The 22807-nt window shown below is 33.4% G+C and carries 21 protein-coding genes and 1 tRNA gene; all 22 read left to right on the top strand.

Going from position 1 to position 22807, the window contains the following annotated elements:
• The 22 genes from P8625_RS13945 (at position 1) to P8625_RS14050 (ending at position 22629) form a co-directional block, all read left to right on the top strand.
• A complete protein-coding gene (locus tag P8625_RS13945; protein ID WP_279651049.1) occupies positions 1-2013 on the top strand; it encodes a penicillin-binding protein in 2013 nt (670 codons plus the stop codon).
• Positions 2014-3480 carry a UDP-N-acetylmuramoyl-L-alanyl-D-glutamate--2,6-diaminopimelate ligase gene (locus tag P8625_RS13950; RefSeq protein ID WP_279651050.1) on the top strand — a complete coding sequence of 489 codons (1467 nt, stop codon included), beginning with the start codon at positions 2014-2016 and terminating at the stop codon, positions 3478-3480. It abuts the gene before it with no gap.
• Positions 3481-3483: 3 nt separating this feature from the next.
• Entirely contained in the window at positions 3484-4710 is a 1227-nt protein-coding gene (gene mraY / locus P8625_RS13955) for a phospho-N-acetylmuramoyl-pentapeptide-transferase (RefSeq protein WP_279651051.1), read from the top strand.
• Positions 4711-4748: 38 nt separating this feature from the next.
• Positions 4749-4943 carry a four helix bundle protein gene (locus P8625_RS13960; protein ID WP_279651052.1) on the top strand — a complete coding sequence of 65 codons (195 nt, stop codon included), beginning with the start codon at positions 4749-4751 and terminating at the stop codon, positions 4941-4943.
• A 2-nt stretch (positions 4944-4945) separates the two neighbouring features.
• Positions 4946-6280 carry a UDP-N-acetylmuramoyl-L-alanine--D-glutamate ligase gene (gene murD / locus P8625_RS13965; RefSeq protein WP_279651053.1) on the top strand — a complete coding sequence of 445 codons (1335 nt, stop codon included), beginning with the start codon at positions 4946-4948 and terminating at the stop codon, positions 6278-6280.
• A 16-nt stretch (positions 6281-6296) separates the two neighbouring features.
• Positions 6297-7487 (top strand): FtsW/RodA/SpoVE family cell cycle protein, encoded by a 1191-nt coding sequence (locus tag P8625_RS13970; protein WP_279651054.1) that lies wholly within the window; start codon positions 6297-6299, stop codon positions 7485-7487.
• 72 nt (positions 7488-7559) lie between these two features.
• Positions 7560-8651, top strand: a complete 1092-nt coding sequence (gene murG / locus P8625_RS13975; protein ID WP_279651055.1) for an undecaprenyldiphospho-muramoylpentapeptide beta-N-acetylglucosaminyltransferase — start codon at positions 7560-7562, stop codon at positions 8649-8651.
• Positions 8651-9997, top strand: a complete 1347-nt coding sequence (murC, locus tag P8625_RS13980) for a UDP-N-acetylmuramate--L-alanine ligase (RefSeq protein WP_279651056.1) — start codon at positions 8651-8653, stop codon at positions 9995-9997. Before murG ends, murC begins: the two co-directional genes overlap by 1 nt.
• Before the next feature lies 1 nt (position 9998).
• A complete protein-coding gene (locus tag P8625_RS13985) occupies positions 9999-10739 on the top strand; it encodes a cell division protein FtsQ/DivIB (protein ID WP_279651057.1) in 741 nt (246 codons plus the stop codon).
• Positions 10726-12066, top strand: a complete 1341-nt coding sequence (ftsA, locus tag P8625_RS13990) for a cell division protein FtsA (protein WP_279651058.1) — start codon at positions 10726-10728, stop codon at positions 12064-12066. Before P8625_RS13985 ends, ftsA begins: the two co-directional genes overlap by 14 nt.
• Positions 12067-12149: 83 nt before the next feature.
• Complete coding sequence (gene ftsZ / locus P8625_RS13995; protein WP_279651059.1) at positions 12150-14012, top strand: cell division protein FtsZ; 1863 nt, start codon at positions 12150-12152, stop codon at positions 14010-14012.
• Positions 14013-14084: 72 nt separating this feature from the next.
• A complete protein-coding gene (locus tag P8625_RS14000) occupies positions 14085-14531 on the top strand; it encodes a GatB/YqeY domain-containing protein (protein ID WP_279651060.1) in 447 nt (148 codons plus the stop codon).
• A 12-nt stretch (positions 14532-14543) separates the two neighbouring features.
• A tRNA-Arg gene (locus tag P8625_RS14005) sits at positions 14544-14617 on the top strand.
• A 117-nt stretch (positions 14618-14734) separates the two neighbouring features.
• Complete coding sequence (locus P8625_RS14010) at positions 14735-15574, top strand: zinc-dependent peptidase (protein WP_279651061.1); 840 nt, start codon at positions 14735-14737, stop codon at positions 15572-15574.
• A 261-nt stretch (positions 15575-15835) separates the two neighbouring features.
• Positions 15836-18043 carry a tetratricopeptide repeat protein gene (locus P8625_RS14015; RefSeq protein WP_279651062.1) on the top strand — a complete coding sequence of 736 codons (2208 nt, stop codon included), beginning with the start codon at positions 15836-15838 and terminating at the stop codon, positions 18041-18043.
• Positions 18024-18761, top strand: coding sequence for a LytR/AlgR family response regulator transcription factor (locus tag P8625_RS14020; RefSeq protein ID WP_279651063.1), 738 nt, complete (start codon positions 18024-18026; stop codon positions 18759-18761). Before P8625_RS14015 ends, P8625_RS14020 begins: the two co-directional genes overlap by 20 nt.
• A gap of 127 nt (positions 18762-18888) precedes the next feature.
• A complete protein-coding gene (locus P8625_RS14025) occupies positions 18889-19455 on the top strand; it encodes a hypothetical protein (protein ID WP_279651064.1) in 567 nt (188 codons plus the stop codon).
• Positions 19456-19530: 75 nt separating this feature from the next.
• On the top strand, positions 19531-20895 hold the full coding sequence (locus tag P8625_RS14030) for an FG-GAP repeat domain-containing protein (protein WP_279651065.1): 1365 nt from the start codon (positions 19531-19533) through the stop codon (positions 20893-20895).
• Positions 20896-21010: 115 nt separating this feature from the next.
• On the top strand, positions 21011-21364 hold the full coding sequence (locus P8625_RS14035) for a hypothetical protein (protein ID WP_279651066.1): 354 nt from the start codon (positions 21011-21013) through the stop codon (positions 21362-21364).
• Between the two features lie 143 nt (positions 21365-21507).
• The gene (locus P8625_RS14040) at positions 21508-21819 is read left to right on the top strand and encodes a hypothetical protein (protein WP_279651067.1); all 312 of its coding nucleotides are present in this window, start codon (positions 21508-21510) and stop codon (positions 21817-21819) included.
• A 120-nt stretch (positions 21820-21939) separates the two neighbouring features.
• Positions 21940-22104 (top strand): hypothetical protein, encoded by a 165-nt coding sequence (locus tag P8625_RS14045; RefSeq protein WP_279651068.1) that lies wholly within the window; start codon positions 21940-21942, stop codon positions 22102-22104.
• A gap of 396 nt (positions 22105-22500) precedes the next feature.
• Positions 22501-22629, top strand: coding sequence for a hypothetical protein (locus tag P8625_RS14050; protein WP_279651069.1), 129 nt, complete (start codon positions 22501-22503; stop codon positions 22627-22629).
• Positions 22630-22807 lie beyond the last annotated feature (178 nt).

Below are 22807 nucleotides of genomic sequence, written 5' to 3' on the forward strand. Positions count from 1 at the left end.
ATGGTAGTAAAAAAAGGCATATTAAACAAACTCTACGTGGTTGTTGTTTTAATGACGCTTTTCTTTGTGGTTATCATTTTTAGACTTTTTAAACTCCAATATGTAGAAGGAGAGGAGTACAGAAAACTTTCCGAAGAAAAAACAGTTAAAAACGATACCATTTTTGCCAATAGAGGCAATGTATATGCGGCAGATGGGAATTTGCTAGCCACTTCGATGTCGAAATTTACCATTCGAATGGATGTGATGGCGGTAGACTCAGAAGTGTTTGAAAAAAATATTCGACCGCTTTCTGAATCACTTTCTGGTTTATTGGGGAGGTCAGTTACGTATTATCAAAATAAATTAAGAGAAGCGAAAAAACGGAAAAATCGTTATTTGCTAATAGCTAGAAATGTAGGATACAATGACTATGTGAAAATGAAAAGCTTCCCCATTTTTAACCGAGGAGTGTATCGAGGAGGTTTTATAGCAGAACAAAAAACAGTTCGCGTGCATCCTATTGGTAAAATTGCTGAACGCACTATTGGTTATGATGATTATCGAGGAGGTGCTGGTATCGAAGGAGCTTTTGCAGATTATATGGAAGGAGAAAATGGCTGGCGTTTAAAGCAAAAAATAGCCAAAGGGCAATGGAAACCTATTAACGATGTAAACGAGAAAGAACCCATAGATGGCAGTGATGTAATTACTACGATCGATGTAAATATTCAAGATATAACACACCATGCTTTGTTACGACAGTTAGAGTATTTTGAAGCCGATCATGGTTGTGCTGTAGTAATGGAAGTCGAAACAGGAGAAATCAAGGCAATATCTAATTTAGGAAGAACTTCTAAAGGAAAATACTACGAAAAAAGAAACTATGCTGTTTGGGAAAGCCATGAACCAGGGTCAACTTTTAAGCTAGCAAGTTTGATGGCAGTTTTAGAAGATAAAGTTGCAGATACAGCCACAGTGGTAGATTGTGAAAAGGGAAGAATTTACATTAATAACCGCAAAGTAGAAGATAGTAAAAAAGGAGGATACGGAAAAATATCGCTAGGAAGAGTATTTGAAGTGTCATCAAACGTAGGGATTGTAAAAACAATACAAAAACATTACGATAAGAACCCTAAAAAGTTTACCGATAGAATGAAGTCTTTTGGCTTAAATCAATTAACAGGGGTGAAAATAAAAGGAGAAGGAAAACCCTACATACCAGAACCTACAGAAAAAAGTTGGAGTCCGATTTCATTAGAATGGATGGCTTGGGGATACGGAGTTTCCCTCACTCCATTACAAACCTTAGCTTTTTACAATGCAGTAGCCAATAACGGAACATTGGTAAAGCCCTATTTTGTAAAAGAGTTGCGGGTTGGAGGTAAAGTAGAGCAGCGTTTTGGAACAGAAGTAGTAAAAGAAAAAATAGCCTCTCAAGAAACCTTAAACAAGGTTCGAAAAGTTATGGAAAATACGGTAAAATATGGTACAGGAAAAGATATTTATTCTCCAAACTTTTCTATGGCAGGAAAAACAGGAACTGCTAAAAAATATATTCCAAGAACTAAGAACGCTAATGGAGAGTACGAAGGGGGATATTATTCAAATGAAAAGTATGTAGCCTCGTTTGCAGGTTTTTTTCCAGTAGATGAGCCAAAATATTCGTGTATAGTAGTAGTACATAGCCCTAATAAAGAAAAAGGATATTATGGAGCGACAGTGGCAGCGCCTATTTTCAAAGAAATAGCACAAAAAATTTATACGTCAACCGCTATTAATAATCAGTCGGTGTCTGATACAATTTCAGAAGAAGTACTTGATAGAGCCTATCAAGAATACTATCAGAAATTAAGAAAATATAAAACAATCATGCCTAAGGTAACTGGTATGAGCGGAATGGATGCCATTGCGCTATTAGAGAATATGGGATTGAAAGTAAAGTTTTCAGGAGTAGGAAAAGTAACAGAACAATCGATAGAAAGAGGGAAAAAAGTCTCAAAAGGAGCAACGATATACTTAAAATTATCATAGTTGAAAAAAGTAAAAGACATACTATACAAGGTAGCTATAAAAGAAGTCTATGGAAGTACAGATATTGCTGTAAACGGTATTCAGTTTGATAGCAGGCAAGTACAAGAGGGTGATATTTTTGTCGCTCAAAAAGGAGTAACCGTAGACGGACATCAGTTTATTGCCAAAGCAGTATCGTTAGGTGCTACAGCTGTTATTTGTCAAGAAATACCTACCGATAAAAAAGAAGGCGTTACCTATATAAAAGTAGAAGATTCTAATACCGCACTAGCCATAGTGGCGGCGAATTATTACGAAAATCCATCAAAACGCTTGCAATTAGTAGGGGTAACAGGTACCAATGGTAAAACCACCATTGCAAGTTTGTTGTATCAGTTAATTAAAAAAGCGGGCTATAAAGTTGGGTTGTTGTCTACCGTTAAAATAATGGTTGGTGAAGAAGAGTACAAAGCAACACATACAACACCTAATTCAGTAGCGATAAACAACTATTTATCGAAAATGGTGGATGCTGGTGTTGACTATTGTTTTATGGAAGTAAGCTCTCACGGAATCCATCAAAAACGTACAGAGGGATTAGAATTTGCAGGAGGCGTATTTACAAATTTATCGCACGACCACTTAGATTACCATGAAACATTTGCAGCCTATCGAGATGTTAAAAAGTCATTTTTTGATTCGTTACCAAAATCAGCATTTGCATTGGTAAATATCGATGATAAGAACGGACCCATAATGTTGCAAAATACCAAAGCTACCAAACAAACCTATGCCTTGAAAACAATGGCAGATTTTAAGGCGAAAGTGCTAGAAAAACGCCTTTCAGGAACCCTGTTAACAATTAATGGAGTAGAAGTTTGGACCAAACTAATCGGAGAGTTTAATGCCTATAATTTGCTAGCTATATATGGAGTGGCAGAGTTATTAGGTCTTGAAAGATTAGAAATTTTACGAATCATTAGTGAATTAGAAAGTGTAAGTGGACGATTTGAGTACACGGTTTCAGAAGAAGGAATTACGGCTATTGTAGACTATGCACACACCCCCGATGCATTAAAAAATGTATTGCAAACGATTAACGACATCAGAACAGGAAATGAAAAAGTAATTACGGTGGTAGGTTGCGGTGGAGATAGAGATACAACGAAGCGCCCAAAAATGGCATTCATAGCCTCTCAGCTAAGCAATCAAGCTATTTTTACTTCAGACAACCCCAGAACAGAAGACCCACAGTCGATAATCGATGAAATGGAAGCAGGAGTTGGAGCAGAAAATTATAAAAAAACACTCTCAATTTTAGATAGAAGACAAGCGATTAAAACCGCTTGTAAGTTGGCAGTTTCAGGAGATATCATACTGATTGCAGGAAAAGGACATGAAACCTATCAAGAAATAAATGGTGTAAGGCATCATTTTGATGATTTAGAAGAAGTAACCAACTATTTTAATCAACTAAAAAAACACTAACGAATGCTATATTATTTATTTCAATATTTAGAAAATGAATTTAGCTTAACAGGAGCAAGTGTGTTTCAGTTTATTACATTTCGATCTGCCATGGCATTCATCTTATCGCTGTTGGTTTCAACCATTTTTGGTAAAAAAATCATCAATTATTTAAGAAGACAACAAGTAGGCGAAACCGTAAGAGACTTAGGATTACAAGGGCAAGTGCAAAAAGCAGGAACACCTACCATGGGTGGTGTAATTATAATCCTTGCAACCTTAATTCCTGTACTCCTTTTAGCAAAGCTAGAAAATATATACATCATTATACTATTGATAACTACAGTTTGGATGGGACTTATTGGTTTTACCGATGATTATATTAAAGTATTTAAAAAAGATAAAGCAGGGTTAAAAGGAAGATTTAAAATTTTAGGGCAAATAGGCTTGGGTGTAATCGTAGGCTTGATGTTGTATTTTCATCCAGATGTAACCATAAAAGAGCAGTTGCCAGCCTCAGAACAAGTAGTGCAAGTAGATGGTAAGAAAAAAGTCTTTGGAGAAGCACATAAATCTACGAAAACAACCGTTCCCTTTATGAAAAACAACGAATTAGACTATGCAAAAGCACTGAGTTTCTTAGGAAATGGATATGAAAAATATGGATGGATAGTCTTTATTTTTATTACTGTTTTTATTGTTACAGGAATTTCAAACGGAGCAAACCTAACCGATGGAATAGATGGTTTAGCAGCAGGTTCATCGGCAATCATGGTCATAACCCTTGCCATTTTTGCATGGGTATCAGGGAATATTATTTTTGCAGATTATTTAGATGTCATGTATATCCCAAAGTCAGGAGAAATGACCGTATTCATCTTGGCATTTGCAGGAGCATTAATTGGTTTTTTATGGTACAACACCTACCCAGCCCAAGTATTTATGGGAGATACAGGAAGTTTAACCATTGGCGGAATTATAGCAGTAATAGCGATTGCTATTAGAAAAGAATTATTACTGCCAGTTTTAGCAGGCATATTTGTGGTAGAAAACCTGTCGGTAATACTACAAGTTTCATGGTTTAAGTACACAAAGAAGAAGTTTGGAGAAGGAAGACGAATTTTTAAAATGTCTCCCTTACATCACCATTATCAAAAATTAAACTATCACGAAAGTAAAATTGTAGTACGCTTTTGGATTGTAGGAATTTTATTAGCGGTATTTACCATTGTAACATTAAAGTTAAGATAAAAGCGATTCTAGAGCTTTGATTTAAGATATAAGATTGAATGAAAGAACAGATTAAAAATAGAACGAAACAATTTGCTATCGATTATTGGGGGTTATGTAAAGAGTACCCCAAAGCGAGAGAGTTTGATGCATATTGTAGACAATTGATAAGGTGTTCTAGTTCGGTTGGAGCTAATTATAGAGCTGCTTGTAGGGCAAAATCTTCAATCAATAAATCTAAAATCATTAATTAAAAATGAAAAGATTAGTAGTGCTTGGAGGAGGAGAAAGTGGTGTAGGAACAGCACTTTTAGGAAAGCAAAAAGGATATGACGTCTTTGTTTCCGATAAAGGAAATATAGCAGAGCGATACAAAAAAGTTCTTTTACATAATTCAATTGATTTTGAAGAACATCAACATACCGAAGCTAAAATTTTAAATGCTGATGTGGTCATGAAAAGCCCCGGAATTCCAGATAAAGTAGCATTGGTACAAAAACTAGTTTCAAAAGGAATTAAAGTAATTTCTGAAATAGAATTTGCTTCAGAATTTACCCATGCTACCATTGCAGGAATCACAGGTTCCAACGGAAAAACCACCACCACTATGCTGCTGTATCATGTATTGAAAAAGGCAGGGTTAAATGTAGGAGTTGGAGGCAATATTGGAGACAGTTTTGCCAAGCAAATAGTAGACGATGTGTATGACGAATATGTGTTGGAGTTAAGTAGTTTTCAGTTAGACGGAATTGAAAAATTTAAGCCGCACATTGCTATAATTACCAATATAACACCCGATCATTTAGATCGATATGAATACAAATTCGAAAACTATATCAACTCAAAATTCAGAATCACAAAAAATCAAACAAAAGACGATTTTTTACTATACGACGCCGACGACGAAGCAATTCAAACTTGGTTAAAAAACAACAAAACAGAAGCGACACTAGTGCCATTCTCAGTAGAAAAAGAATTGGATTACGGAGCTTTTTTAAGACAAGATACGATACTAATGAAACTAAATACAGAAGAAAAATTAATGAAAGTCTCTGAACTAACATTACAAGGAAAACACAACGTTAAGAATGCAATGGCAACCTCGATGGCTGCACGATTGTTAAAAGTAAGAAAAGAAACCATCGCAGAAAGTCTGTCTGATTTCGAAGGAGTAGAACACCGTTTAGAAAAAGTACAAAAAGTAAACGGAATTGAATTTATTAACGACAGCAAAGCTACCAATGTAAATGCAGTGTTTTATGCATTAGAATGTATGGATAATCCAACAGTTTGGATAGTGGGTGGAGTTGACAAAGGAAACGACTATACCGACTTACTACCCCTTGTAAGAGAAAAGGTAAAAGCAATAGTTTGTTTAGGATTAGACAACCAAAAAATAATAGACACTTTTGCCAGTGTAGTAGATATCATAGTTGAAACAGCAGGAGCAGAAGAAGCCGTAAAAGTAGCGTATAAAGTAGCGCAAAGAGGCGATACAGTATTGCTATCGCCAGCATGTGCAAGCTTCGATTTATTTGAAAATTATGAAGATAGAGGAAGAAAATTTAAAGAAGCGGTAAGAAATATATAATACATCATAAATATTGATGAAAAGCATCTTTCAACATATTAAAGGAGACCGAGCTATTTGGGCAATCGTTGCAGTATTGGCAATATTTTCATTCATGCCAATATATAGCGCAAGCACCAATTTAGTATATGTAGTTGGTAACGGCTCTACCTTAGGGCACTTGGTAAAACATATTGTCTTATTAATTACAGGATTTGCTGTGATTTACGGAGTACATAAAATACCCTACAGATATTTTAGTGGAGGTTCCGTTTTAATGTTGCCCATTGTTGTGTTATTGCTCATTTTTACGCTAGCACAAGGAACTACTATTGGAGGTGCTAATGCGAGTAGATGGATTCGCATTCCGTTTGTAGGTATCGGATTTCAAACCTCTACCTTAGCAGGTTTGGTGTTAATGGTATATGTCGCACGGTACTTAGCTAAAAATAAAGAAAAAGTAATATCTTTCAAAGAAAGTTTACTGCAATTATGGCTTCCTGTAGGTTTGGTGCTAATCTTAATATTACCAGCAAACTTCTCAACTACAGCAATGGTATTCTTTATGATTTTGCTGGTGTCGTTTATCGGAGGATATCCATTAAAATACATAGGTTATATTTTAGGAATAGGACTTTTTGCTTTCTTATTTTTCATCTTAGTAGCCAAAGCATTTCCAGATGCGATGCCAAACCGTGTAAATACATGGAAAAGTAGAATTGAAAGTTTTTTTCAACCAGACGGAGAAGAAAATTATCAGGTAGAAAAAGCTAAAATAGCCATAGCAACAGGAGGAGTCATAGGAAAAGGACCAGGAAAAAGTGTACAAAAAAACTTTTTACCCCAATCTTCATCCGACTTTATTTACGCAATTATTGTAGAAGAATATGGATTTGCAGGAGCAATAGTGGTCATTTTTATCTATTTTTTATTGCTTTTCAGAATACTAATAACCGCTAAAAAAGCCAATACCATATTTGCAACACTATTAGTCGTTGGTGTAGGAATTCCCATCGTTTTTCAAGCAATGATTAACATGGCAGTAGCCGTGAATATATTACCAGTAACCGGACAAACACTTCCGCTTATTAGTAGTGGAGGCACCTCTATATGGATGACCTGTTTCGCATTAGGAATGATTTTAAGCGTAAGCGCTTCTAAAAACGAAACAGAAGAAACAATTTTAGATGATAACCCTTTAGATATTTTACATGAAGCACTGGATTAAAAATAACGATTTATGGGTTGAAACTAAGATGTGTGTTACATACAACCTGAATGATAACATAAAAATAACTGTATGAAACAATCAATAAATGTCATTATAAGCGGAGGAGGTACAGGAGGTCATATTTATCCTGCCATAGCCATTGCCAACGAAATAAAAGTACGTTACCCAGAGGCAAAAATTTTGTTTGTTGGCGCAAAAGACAAAATGGAAATGGAAAAAGTTCCGCAAGCAGGATATGACATTGAGGGATTGTGGATTTCAGGAATACAAAGAAAACTAACTTTAAAAAATTTGATGTTCCCTTTTAAACTACTCAGTAGTTTGTGGAAAGCATATCAAATTATACGAAAATTTAAACCAGATGTAGCAGTAGGTACAGGAGGTTTTGCTAGCGGACCAACCTTAATGGTAGCAAATCAAAGAGGTATTCCAACCTTAATTCAAGAACAGAATTCCTATCCAGGCATAACCAATAAAGTATTAGGAAAAAAAGCAGGTAAAATATGTGTAGCATACGATAATTTAGAACGATTTTTTCCAGTAGATAAAATCGTAAAAACAGGAAATCCAGTTCGCCAAGACCTACTATTTATACATACAAAAGTAGAAGAAGGAAAAGACTTTTTTGAATTAGATACATCAAAAAAAACAATTCTAATCTTAGGAGGAAGTCTTGGTGCCCGTAAAATAAATCAGTTAGTTGAAGCAAATTTAGAGTTCTTTAAAAAACTAGATGTGCAACTAATATGGCAATGTGGTAAGTTGTATTTTGAAGAATATAAAAAGTACGACGAGCAAGAGAATGTTCAAGTACATCAGTTTTTAAACAGAATGGATTTAGCCTATGCTGCGGCAGATTTTATTGTGTCGAGAGCAGGCGCAAGTTCCGTATCAGAATTATGCATTGTTGGCAAACCAACTATTTTTATTCCGTCGCCCAATGTGGCAGAAGACCATCAAACAAAAAATGCAAAATCTATTGCCGATAAGCACGGAGCAATTTTAATAAGAGAAAATGAGCTAGAAACCTTTCATGTAGTGCTAGAAACCTTATTAAAAGATAAAGGAAAACAAGAAAGTTTAAGTGAAAATATTAACGAATTGGCGTTGCCAAATGCAACCAGTCATATCGTTAACGAAATAGAAAAATTAATTAGTTAGTGAATTTAAAAACGATACATAACGTTTATTTTATAGGTATTGGCGGAATAGGAATGAGTGCCATAGCCCGCTATTTCTCTGTAAATGGAAAAGTAGTTGCAGGGTATGATAAAACACCAACACCTATCACTAAAAGTTTAGAAGAAATAGGAATCGAAATCCATTTTGAAGATGCAGTAAACAATATTCCAATTACATTTTTATCAACTCAAAAAACACTGGTGGTGTATACTCCAGCAATTCCAAAAAATCATCTAGAATTAAACTATTTTATAAATAACGGATACACGGTATTAAAAAGAGCAGAAATATTAGGAGAAATCACTAAACATACCTTTTGTTTAGCAGTAGCAGGAACACATGGAAAAACAACCACTTCTGCTATTTTAGGGCACATCATGCAACCCGAAAAAGCCACCTCTTTTTTAGGGGGAATTGCAGAAAATTACAATTCTAATTTAATTTTAGGAGAAGCCAAAGTTTCTGTTGTAGAAGCCGATGAGTTTGACCGCTCGTTCTTAAAATTAGCACCCAATATTGCCTGTGTAACCTCTATGGATGCAGACCATTTAGATATTTATGGGGAAAATGAATTCTTACAGCAATCATTTAGAGAGTTTGCAAGTAAAGTTTCTGATACCTTAATTGTAGCAAAAGGATTGCCATTAAAAGGAATAACGTATGCTGTAAATGAAGAAGCAGACTATAAAGCGCACAACGTAAGAATAGCAACAGGAAACTATGTTTTTGATGTGCAAACACCAACATCAGAAATTAAAAATATAGCCTTTCATTTACCAGGAAAGCATAATATGATGAATGCTTTGGCAGCATTAGCTATGGCAGATGTGTATGGAGTATCGTTAGAAAACATCAAAACACAGTTAGGAAGTTTTAAAGGAGTACAACGTAGATTTTCGTATAAAATAAAAACGGAAGACATGGTGTTAATTGACGACTATGCACATCATCCCGCCGAAATAAAAGCCGTAGCGCAATCTATTCGAGAAATGTATCCAAAAGAGCACGTGTTGGTGGTATTTCAACCACACTTGTTTAGCAGAACTAGAGATTTTGCAGATGATTTTGCTCAAGCATTATCGTTGTTTAACGAAGTACTGTTATTAGATATTTATCCAGCAAGGGAAGTGCCAATCAAAGGAATTACCTCGAGTTGGTTATTAGAAAAAATTACTACGGATGCTAAAAAGTTAGTAACGAAAGAAAAATTGAGTGACGAAATCATAAAATCAGCGTCAAAAGTTGTAGTAATGTTGGGTGCGGGAGATATTGGTTTATTAGTTGATGAAGTAAAAAATAAATTAGAAAAAAAGCACAAAAAATAAAATGAAAAAATTAGCAACATACCTGTCTTTTTTCCTGCTGCTGCTGTTTTTGGGCTTTTTATATGGTTTTACAACCCTTAGAAATGGTGCGAAGAAGGTTAAAAAAACGGCAATAGAGTTTGCAGCTGGAGACAATAACTTTTTGACGCACAGTATGGTTGATAAATTGTTAATACAAAATAATGAATTTGTTAAAAATCAACCAAAAAGATTGGTAGATTTACACTTTCTAGAAGCTAATGTTTCGGCGAATCCGTATGTTGAAAAAACAGCGGTGTTTTTAACTGTAGATGGGGTGTTAAAAACCTTTATAAAGCAAAGAAAACCGATAGCTCGTATTGTTGATAAAGACAAATCTTTTTATGTTGATAAGTATGGAGTAAAAATTCCGTTATCAACAAATTTTTCAGCAAGAGTACCGTTAGTTTTAGGAGTTGGGGGGCCCGAAGAAATCAACGAATTAATAACGTTAATGAACATTGTTAATAGCAATAGTTTTTTTGCAAAAGAAATCATTGCTATTCAAAGAGACGCCCAAAACGAATATACATTTACAGTTCGTAGTGGCGATTATAAAATAATTTTTGGGGAGGCAACAAATGCTTCAGAAAAGTTTAAAAAGCTAACAGCATTTTATAACAAAGCATTTAAAGACAAAACCATAAAAAACTATAAAGCGATAAATGTAAAATACCACAACCAAGTTGTGTGCACAAAACAAAATCAAGATGGAGAACAATAAAATTGCAGTTGGTTTAGATATTGGTACAACCAAGATTGTTGCCATGATTGGTCGTAAAAACGAATACGGTAAACTTGAGGTTTTAGGTATTGGTAAAGCAAAAAGTTTAGGTGTAAAACGTGGGGTAGTTAATAACATTACGCAAACAATACAATCGATTCAACAAGCAGTTGATGAAGCAGAAAGCATTTCAGGATACAAAATAGAAAATGTAGTTGTTGGCATAGCAGGTCAGCATATACGTAGCTTACACCATAGCGATTATATAACACGAGAAAAATCAGAAGAGGTAATAGAAGCCAATGATATCGAAAACTTAGTAAGCCAAGTGCACAAACTCGTAATGTTACCTGGCGAAGAAATTATACATGTATTACCACAAGAGTTTAAAGTAGATAGTCAACCCGATATCAAAGAACCTATCGGAATGTATGGAGGAAGATTGGAAGCAAATTTTCATGTGGTGGTAGGACAAGTTTCTTCTATTAGAAATGTAGGAAGGTGTATTAAAAGTGCCGGATTAAACCTATCAGATATTACGCTTGAACCGCTAGCATCAGCAGCATCAGTATTAAGTCAAGAAGAAAAAGAAGCTGGTGTCGCATTAATTGATATAGGAGGAGGGACTACAGATTTAGCAATATTTAAAGACGGAATTATTCGCCACACAGCCGTAATTCCTTTTGGCGGCAATGTAATTACCGAAGATATTAAAGAAGGCTGTTCAATTATTGAAAAGCAAGCAGAACTATTAAAAATTAAGTTCGGTTCGGCATGGCCAGGAGAAAATAAAGAAACAGAAATTGTTTCCATTCCAGGACTAAGAGGAAGAGAACCCAAAGAAATTACCCTTAAAAATTTATCAAAAATAATTCACGCTAGAGTTCAGGAAATTATTGAACACGTGTATTTAGAAATTAAGAATTACGGACACGAGACTCAAAAAGGAAAACTCATTGCAGGAATTGTACTAACAGGAGGAGGAGCCCAGTTAAAACACCTACGACAACTGGTAGAATACATTACTGGTATGGACGTTCGTATAGGCTATCCAAACGAGCACCTAGCAGGAGATTCAGAAGAAGCATTGTCAAGTCCTGCATTTGCCACTGCTGTAGGATTGTTAATGGAAGGGTTAGAAAAACACGTAGAAGAGAAAGCAGTAACTAAAGAAGCACCAGAGGTTTTGTTAGAACAAACCATTGAAGAAGAAAAAGAAATTATAGAAGAAGTGCAAGAAGAAAAGAAACCCAAAACGAAAAAATCTAAATCGTTTTTTGATAAGTTTACCGAGCGATTCAAAGAATTTTTAGATAACGCAGAGTAATTAAATATAAATAAGAAAACTCCTAATGAATCCCCTATGAGGAGTGTAAATTGAATAAGAATTAATAAAAAAGAAAAGTTATTATGGGCGCAGAATTTGATAACATTTCATTCGACATGCCAAAAACACAATCGAATGCCATTAAAGTAATTGGTGTTGGTGGGGGAGGTAGCAATGCAGTAAACCACATGTATAGCAAACAAATTCACGGAGTAGATTTCGTAATTTGTAATACAGATGCACAAGCATTAGAAAACAGTCCGATACCTAACAAAGTGCAATTAGGGGCACACTTAACCTCTGGGTTGGGAGCAGGGGCAAATCCAGAAATAGGAGCACAGGCTGCTGCCGAGAGTATGCAGGAAATTCAACAAATGTTGAGTACACATACCAAAATGGTATTTATTACCGCAGGTATGGGAGGAGGTACTGGTACAGGTGCAGCTCCTATTATAGCTAAGATTGCGAAAGATATGGACATCTTAACGGTGGGTATCGTTACCATGCCATTTCAGTTTGAAGGAAGAATGCGCTCAAAACAAGCTCAAAAAGGAATAGATGAGCTACGTGACCATGTAGATTCGCTAATTGTTATCAACAATAACAAACTGCGCGAAGTGTATGGTAATTTAGGATTTAAAGCAGGCTTCTCTAAAGCAGACGAAGTATTAGCTACAGCTGCCAAAGGAATTGCAGAGGTAATTACACACCACTACAAGCAAAATATCGACTTACACGATGCAAAAACTGTATTGTCAAACAGTGGCACAGCCATCATGGGATCGGCAAAAGAATCGGGAGCAAATCGAGCTAAAAATGCCATTGTAAAAGCCTTAGATTCACCATTGTTAAACGATAACAAAATTACAGGAGCTAAAAATGTATTGCTATTAATCGTTTCTGGAGTGAATGAAGTTACCTTAGACGAAATAGGTGAAATTAACGACTATATTCAAGATGAAGCAGGCTACGATGCCAACATCATTATGGGTATTGGAGAAGACGAGTCGTTAGAAGACGGAATTGCTGTAACCGTTGTAGCTACAGGTTTTGCAGCTGACCAGCAAGGAAATATTACCAATACAGAAGTAAAAAAAATAGTACATACGTTAGAAGACGAACAAAAAGCAACTTATAATTTTGGTGATCAAAAAGTACAAACTGATCGAGCAATAGATGAACCTATTAGAAGTACATCGCCCACTAAAGTGGTTCATGTTTTAGAAGAAGAAAGTCCTGAACCAATATCGCATATCATTCCTACCACAGAAGCAATTAAAAATATAGAGGTAGTATATGATGAAATTGAGATAGAAGCAATCTCAGAAGACGATTTTATCATCACCAATATAGCCAAACCTAAGGTTGAAGAAAGAAAAATAGAAGCACAACCTATACAACAAGATTTGTTGTTTGATTTGCCTTTAAACTCTTTCGAAGAAATAAAACCAGCTTCTCATTTAGTTGAAACAACTAATGAGATAAAAAATATCGAAGTAAAGGCAGAAGAAGTAACGTATCATAAAGTTGAAAAACGATATGTATTAGAAGACTTTAATGCAAAGCCAACAATAGGTAAAAGTTCTACGCCATCAACTAAAGATGAGGTAGAAGAAGAATTAAAATTTGAAGTAAGGTCGAAAACCCAAGAAGAAATTAATAACATAGAAACGTCAAGTGAAGAAGTTTCTCCGTTAAGTTTAACAATTTCTGAATTGCAAAAAAGAGCAAAGGAACGACGTGAAAAAATGAAAGGATTTAACTATAAGTTCAACGATCAGGTAAGTAAAAACATTGATGAAATTGAGCGCCAACCTGCGTACAAAAGATTAGGAGTTGACATTGATGCTGGTTCAGATATTAGCAAGTCAGATACGGCATTGAATACCGATAATAATGATTTATTGCGCTCTAATAATTCATTTTTACACGATAATGTAGATTAATCAAAGAATAACACGTATTTTTAAAATCCCGAGGCAAAATCGGGATTTTTTTACTACTTAAAAACATACATAATGGGTTTGCAACAACAGGTAATGGATAAAATGAAAGAAGCTATGAAAGCGAAAGATACGGTAGCTTTAACAGCTTTAAGAGCTTTAAAATCTGCTTTTATGCTGGCAAATACCGAAGCAGGAGCAGGAGATTTATCTGAAGCAGAAGAGCTAAAAATTATTCAAAAACAAGTCAAGCAACGAAAAGATAGTGCGGCGATATTTAAGCAACAAGGGCGAGAAGATTTAGCAGAACCAGAATTACAAGAAGCAGCTGTTTTAGAGCAGTTTTTACCAGAAGCGCTAAGCGATGAAGAAATAGGTAAAATTGTTGAAGAAACAATCGATGCTGTTGGAGCAGAAGGAATGAAAGACATGGGGAAAGTAATGGGAATCGTGTCTAAAAAATTAGCAGGGCAAGCAGACGGAAAAACTATTTCTGCGATTGTAAAAGCGAAATTAGCGTAAGAGAAATATAACGACTCAGTAGTTCAATTGGATAGAACATCAGATTTCGGCTCTGAGGGTTGGGGGTTCGAGTCCTCTCTGGGTCACAAAAAGAAAACAGTAGAATAAATCTACTGTTTTTATCTTTAAGGGAAATTATTGGGGAAAGGTTGCTTAACTACTTTGACCAAAGTACAAAGTTGCCTTTTAAATTAATGTAACTTATGTTACATAAGCTATGTTGGAGTTATAAAGTTGATATGAGACCTCTATTTTTAATAAAATATACTGCCGTTTTTTTGAGCTTTGTAGGTGTAGGAATAAATATCATAGAATCGTTCTATGTATATTTTTTTAACAAACCAGTTTTTGTTCATTTTTACCCAATAAAGAAGAAATTGCCTAAAAACAAGAAAGTGTTTTTAGCAGAAAGCGTAGCTTTTTATCAAAAGCTAACAAAAAAGCAAAAAGTATATTTCGAACACCGATTGGCAAAGTTTATAAGAAAATACGATTTTATCGAAAGAGGTAATTTTGAAATAACTCCAGAGATGAAAGTTTTAATTGCTGCATCGTATATCAAATTAACTTTCGGAATGCGAAAATACCTAACCAGTACATTCGATAAGATTATTATTTACCCAACCAGTTTTTACTCGCCCATTACCAAATTGTATCATAAAGGAGAGTTTAACCCTGGTTTGAAAACAATTGTGTTTTCTTGGGAAGATTTTTTATTAGGAGATATTGTACTAAACGATAATGTAAACTTAGGCATTCACGAATTTTCGCATGCGTTAACTTTTCATGGAAGAAAATCGAAAGATGTAAGTGCCCGAATTTATCATCGATTATTTGAAGAAATAACCAGTTTTATGGATAATAGCACAAATACGGAAACAATTAGAGCGTCAGGTTATTTTAGAGACTATGCACTGACAAATAAATTAGAATTTGTTGCTGTAATCATGGAGCATTTTTTTGAAACCCCCGAAGACCTACAGCAACAATTTCCGCAATTATATCAAAAGATTCAACTGATGTTGAATTATTCTGTAGTATAAAAGATCAACCTCTTATGTATAATTTTTATGTTCAATCAAGTAATATATTAGCGTACTAATAACCAATATGCTGCCTTCATTTTATAATGTATGTAGATTTTAACGCTTAACTATTTCAATAAAACCCTTACCCTTACTCGAATCTGCGATATTTGTATACGACGAACCTCTATAAAATATAAAAGAAGATTTACTGAATAATATTCAGTAGTTTTAGCAACAAAAATTTTACAGATACTAAAGTTATAATACCCGTTTCTTATGAATTTCAAAAAAAACTATATTCTTTTTTTACTAAGCTTTTTCCTTTTAATTGCAGGAATAAAGGCACAAGATAAAAAAATAGATAGTTTGAAAATAAAGTTAGATCATCATAGAATTAAGGATACTACACGATTTAATATATTGTATGATTTAGCCTATGCTAATTTTCGAAAAGATTTAGATAGCACTACATTCTATCTTGAAAAAGCTGAAAAATTAAGCGATTCTTTAAATTATACTAAAGGAAAAGCCCGAGTATTTTTTGCCAAGGGAAGGCTAGAAAACATGAAAGCTAATTATACAAAAAGTTTAACCTTTTTTAAAAAATCACTAACGTATTTTAAAGCCATTCAAGATACAAAGAGAATTGCAGATGTTTATGTAGCTTTTGGTATTACAAATAGTGATTTATCACAGTACGATGATGCCATAGAGAATTTCAAAAAAGCTACAGAAATTTATAAAGATTTAGGAAACAAAAAAGAAATAGTTACCTGTTTAATAAATACGGCAAATGTATATTCTGAACTTGGAAGTTATAAGGGTGCCATTGCTAATTACAAAGAGGCTTTAATTTTATGTAAAGCTATTAATGATGAAGATCACATTTCTTATGTTTCTATTAACTTAGGTGTTGTATACTCAAGGCAAGGTAATTATCCATTAGCTATTAAAAGCTATACTGAGAGCTTGACCTATGAAGAAAAAAGGGAAAACAAATTAGGTATAGCAAATAGCCTTTTCAATTTAGCAGACACCTATACTTCGATTAGAAGGTATGATAAAGCATTAGAATATCATAAAAAATCATTAAAGCTCTTAGAAAACACCGAATACAAGGTTCTTATAAATCTTAATTATAGTAACATCGGAAGTATATATATGTATAAAAAAGATTACACAAAAGCTCTTGAATATTTTAACAGATCACTAAAGACAAGTCAAGAGATTGGTAATTTTAGGAAAGTTGCCACTGACTTTATTAACATTGGAAATATATATTTACAAGAAAATAAGTCATTAATTGCTCGTAAAAATTATAGCAAAGCCAGAGACATAAGTAAACAAATAAATAACAAACGTATTTTATCTTTTAGTCTTTTAGGAATTTCGGAAACCTTTTTACAAGATAAGCAGTATAAAAAAGCGCTTTCGAATGCTTTAGAGGGGCAACAACTTGCTAAAGAATTAGACTTATTAGAATCTCAAAAAACAGCTTCAGATATACTTTCTGAAGTTTATCAACATATGGGGCAATACAAAAAAGCCTTAGAAAGTCATCAAGAGTTTAAAAAGTTAAACGATAGTTTGTTTAATAAAGAAAATATTGAAAAAATTACTCAAATAGAATACGATTACAAATACAAACAAGCCTTAGATTCTGCTAGTATTCGAGAATTAAAACTAACAAAAACAGTACTTGATACTTCTCAAAACTTAAAAAAGTCACAACGTAATTTATTGTTTGGTATCGTTGCTTTTTTAATAACAACCTTGGTTTTAGGAATTGTCATTTTATCTTTAAAACTGAGAAACGAAAAATCAAAAACACAAAATGTAATTATTGAACAAAAATTACTACGCTCGCAAATGACACCGCATTTTATATTCAATTCCCTTTCGGTTTTACAAGGCATGATTTTAAACAAAGAGCAGAAAAAATCGGTTTCTTATGTATCTAAGTTTTCCAAATTATTGCGTACTATTTTAGAAAACTCGAGAGACCGAACTGTACTTTTCTCTGAAGAATTGATAGCAATTGAAAATTATTTAGCACTTCAAAATCTAGAAAACCAGTTGTATACCTATACTATTTCCGTAGAAGACACAATTGATACTTCACTGTTTAAAATTCCACCAATGCTTATTCAACCCTTTGTTGAAAACGCTGTAGAACACGCCTTTATAAATGTAACAGGCGATAGAATTATTAACATTGAGCTGACCTATTCAAATCAAGAATTAATCTGTATGATAACAGACAACGGTGTAGGTATCGACTATTTGATGGAGGATAAAAATCAAGATAAAAAATCACTATCAACCACGATTACGGCAGAACGCTTACAACTACTGTCGAAAGACTTTAAAAAGAAAGGATCCGTAGTTATTGAAGATAGAAAGAAATATAATGAACGTGGAACTATTGTTACATTGATAATTCCATATATAATAATTCAAAGTAGTGAAAACATTAATAGTTGAAGACAAAGAATATATTCGTAAAGCATTGTGCAACCTATTAGAATTACTTGATACAGAAATAACAGTATTGGGAGAATGTGAATCGGTAAAAGATGCCACAGTAGTTGCTAATGCTTGCAGGCCCGAGTTGGTTTTTTTAGATATCAACCTAACCGATGGTACTGGATTTGATTTTTTAGCACAAACTGAACATCTTACCTTTAAGGTTGTTTTCATTACCGCTTATGAAGAACATGCATTACGCGCTTTAAAATTTGGTGCCGTCGATTATTTACTTAAACCCGTCGATATCGATGAATTAAAAGTAGCCATACAAAAAGTTACGCAATTACCCATAAGTCAACATAAAAAGCAAGTACAAATTGCAAAACAGGCTTGGAACAATGAGGATTCAAAATTAATTTTATCCTTGCATGACAGTTTTCAAGTAATTGATTTAAACGAATTGCTATTTTGTGAATCAGACAAGGGGTACACTACATTTTATTGTAGTGACAATAAAAAATATATGGTTTCAAAAACTTTAAAAGAATTTGAAGAGCGTCTTTCTAAGGCTAATTTTACGCGCCCGCATCAATCTTACATGGTTAACTTAAAATTCATAGATAAATATGATAAAACCGGAGTTATTCATTTAAAATGTGGTAAGAAAATACCTGTTTCTTCTCGGAAAAAAGAACATTTTTTAAATATTTTTTTAAACTGGACAAATAATTAACTTCCTGTTTTACGGATATTTTGTAAAGTACTGCACTTATTTATTCAAAAACCCCAGAAATAGATTCTCTATTTCCTACTTCACTTTAGCTATATACTTTTAGTCGTGTAATTATAAAAACACGAAAATGAAAGTGTTAAAATTCATAGCAATCATAGCAGTATTTATTTCGTTGGTTTCTTGCGGAAATTCGACAAGTAAGCAAGCGGCTAACAAAGAAGGATTTGCCGCTATAGAAAAAAAGGTTAAAAGCGAATTTGGTAATAATGCATATTACACAGATGTTACGATTACTCATAATAAATCTATAGGAAATATTATTGGAGTAACAGTTACTTCAGCTCCTGAATCTTTAAAAATGGGGCAATGGAATCATATACAAGATAACTGGAAGCAAAACTCAGAAATTTCTTTAGAAGTACCTCAGGGAAACAAAGCTGCAGACTTTATGTTTCAACTAAACGATGATATCAATCTTTCTAAACTAGGTGAATTGGTTGAAAAATCGAGTACAAAATTAACTGCTGAAAAAGGTATAGAAAATCCTGTTTTAAACATGGCGTATATCAAGTTTCCAAAGAATGGAGATGTGACTAAAACCGAATATGTAGTTATGTTAAACCCTGAAAAAGGAGGTACAACATTTACATTCAGGTATAAATTAAATGGAGATTTTATTGAAACAGACTACTAATAAATCAAACATAAATATAACTCATTTAAAACTTAAAATTATGAAAAAAAGAATTTTAGAATTATTTTGACACTATTGTGCATTATTGCTTTCAGTAGTTGTGAACAACAAATTATTGAATTAGATTCAAACTCTTTAAACACTGAACATAAACAAAGAAAAGAACTTCCTGAACATAAACAGGTACAAGAAAAAATACCGCCTGAGAGAAAACCTTTATCAAAAGAAGAATATGAGCAAATCGTTATTTCATTTCAAGCAAAAAGTGAATTTAGTTTGAATTACAATAAAGATTGTTTAAATTATAATTTTTCAGCCTGTGTTCCACCAGGTGCAGATATATACGATTTTGTTTTATTTAAAGATGGTAATCAATATGCTTATGTAGGAACAACGTATGGACCATCTAATAATTGTTTAGATTTTTCTCAATATGATTTACCAGATGGCACTTATACAGTTAAGGCCTACATATATATATGGGATTATGTTAATGGAAATGGTTACCTCGGATGGTGGACAGCACCAACTCCTAGTATAACTATAAGCAATAATTACAATTCTTGGACAACTGCCAACAATGGAGATGATGGATGGTATGTAGGAGATTTTAATGGAGATGGTAGAGATGATATCTTTAGATATGTTCCAGGTACTAGTGGAGCTGATGTATTCTTATCTACAGGAAATAGTTTTGTTCAGTCTGGAAGTTGGACAGGAGCTGGTAATGGAGATGATGGATGGTATGTAGGAGATTTTAATGGAGATGGTAAAGATGATATCTTTAGATATGTTCCAGGTACTAGTGGAGCTGACGTATTTTTATCTACTGGAAGTAGTTTTGTTCAGTCTGGAAGTTGGACAGGAGCTGGTAATGGAGATGATGGATGGTATGTAGGAGATTTTAATGGAGATGGTAGAGATGATATCTTTAGATATGTTCCAGGTACTAGTGGAGCTGACGTATTTTTATCTACTGGAAGTAGTTTTGTTCAGTCTGGAAGTTGGACAGGAGCTCATAATGGAAATGCAGGATGGTATGTAGGAGATTTTAATGGAGATGGTAAAGATGATATCTTTAGATATGTTCCAGGTACTAGTGGAGCTGATGTATTCTTATCTACAGGAAATAGTTTTGTTCAGTCTGGAAGTTGGACAGGAGCTGGTAATGGAGATGATGGATGGTATGTAGGAGATTTTAATGGAGATGGTAAAGATGATATCTTTAGATATGTTCCAGGTACTAGTGGAGCTGACGTATTTTTATCTACTGGAAGTAGTTTTGTTCAGTCTGGAAGTTGGACAGGAGCTGGTAATGGAACTGATAGATGGTACATTGGGAGTTTTAATGGAGATGGTAAAGATGATATTTTCAGATATATCCCTTGTGAAACAGGAGCAGATATGTTTCTTTCTACAGGTTCAGCTTTTATGAATTAATTATCATTATCAATAATAATTATAGTTTAAGAAAAAACAAAAAAGCAAACCGATTTTTATATAATAAGTCGGTTTGCTAATCATTAAATTAAAAAACAACCTAAACTTTATACCAATGAAAAAAATAATCATACTAAGAAACGAATACAATTCATTAGATACGCTTTACAATTATTTTAAAAACAAATCAACTTTAGATTGCGCTAAGGAATATGACAAATGGGAAATGAGAACTGAAGATAATGGACGAATAGCACAATGTATTGTACTTAAGAAAAGTGGAATGCATGCTATAAAACTCCATTTTGTCGAAGATAATACAGTAAAAATAAATCATGTTATACCAAATTCGGTTATGAATGCTTATTTTGGCAAAAGCCAAGAGGCACGACAAAATATTATTGAAATAATTACGGGCAAAATAAAAAGTGCTTTGTTAGCTTCTTCTCAGCAAAAAGCTTTTCAATAGTTAGAAGCAGAAGTAAATACTTTAGCTATATAATTTTAATTAGATCCAATAGTTAAAAAACAACTGTTTTATTTAGTTGTGATTATGGATAGTATTTATTAATTAACAATAAATCATAACAATTCTAGAAGAAAGCTAGAAATATGAAAAAGTTAAAACAAATTGCTATATACACTTTATGGACAATAGTTTCCATAGTGTTGGGTATAATGTATATGCGGATTGTTTTAGGGGCTAATAATATACCTAAAGAAGGATTGGGGTATTTAGCTCATATGTTTTACAACTGGGGACTATTTCATGTAGGGTTGATAATTGGACTCGTAATTACGTTGTTATTTATTCTTTTGGATGTTTTTTGCCTAAAAAAGAAGTTGAAAAATAATGGTAAACTAATTTCTATTCAGTTCGGAGCTCTTATGATAGTTACTGCTTTTGTGATAGTAGTACATTAGCTGTTAGAAAAAGTGATTGATGTAATTTAAAAACAGTAAATCATCAATAAGCAACTATATAAAACCTTATTAGAATTTGCTGAACAAGGCAATTGTTTTAACGAAGAAGTTAGAAAAGTATTGTTTACTTTTAAAAACTCTGAAGGAACACAAAATATAGCTATTGAAATATTAAAAACAATAAAAATTGAACATCCAGCCAACCAAACCCTGCAAGACGGAGCTGATGATATTTTAGATATGGTCACAGGATATTGTAATGCTACAATGCGTGTTTGGGAATAAATAAGTTAGTAAAATGGAAATACTCGTTATCATTAATTTATTCTTATTCCTTGGTATAGGCATATTCCTACTCTAAAAATTTTTAAAATGGATTATTGCTAAGAAAGAGAGAATTATTAGTACGTTATCAATACTGTTAATTACAATTATTAGTATAACTATTCATCAGATATTTTTTATAAAAATGGAATTCATACAATCCAACGTATATCCCAATTTATATTTGGTAAAAAATGAAATTCAAAATCGTGACTCTTTGCAAATTATGATTAAAAACAAAGTGATTGACATAATAGATAAGAAGTTGATAAACACGAAAAAGTATACACAACTAACACCTATGAAGCTCCTTATGCTACATTGGCTTTTTACAACTATTCTAAAAACTCTATGCTATTGGTCTTTCAAGATTATGGTACTGCCTATTTTATAGATCATGAAGAAGATTTAGGTAGTTTTTCGGTAGAGGATTTGAATATGTATCAAAACGAAAAATTGACCACCTTTAATTATCCATCTATCTAAAAAAGACATTAAACATCACTACGGTGTATTGGAATATTATGAAACCTATACTTATGTTTGTACCCCTTCAAATAGCAACACTGTAATAAAATCAAAAGGAGATGATAAATTTAATATCGGCGATTTACATCCAAAAGTACTAAAACAACTTAAACTAACGTGAGTTCGGGATAAAAAA

It is taken from the genome of Tenacibaculum tangerinum (genome assembly GCF_029853675.1).
Taxonomy (GTDB): Bacteria; Bacteroidota; Bacteroidia; order Flavobacteriales; family Flavobacteriaceae; genus Polaribacter; species Polaribacter tangerinum_A.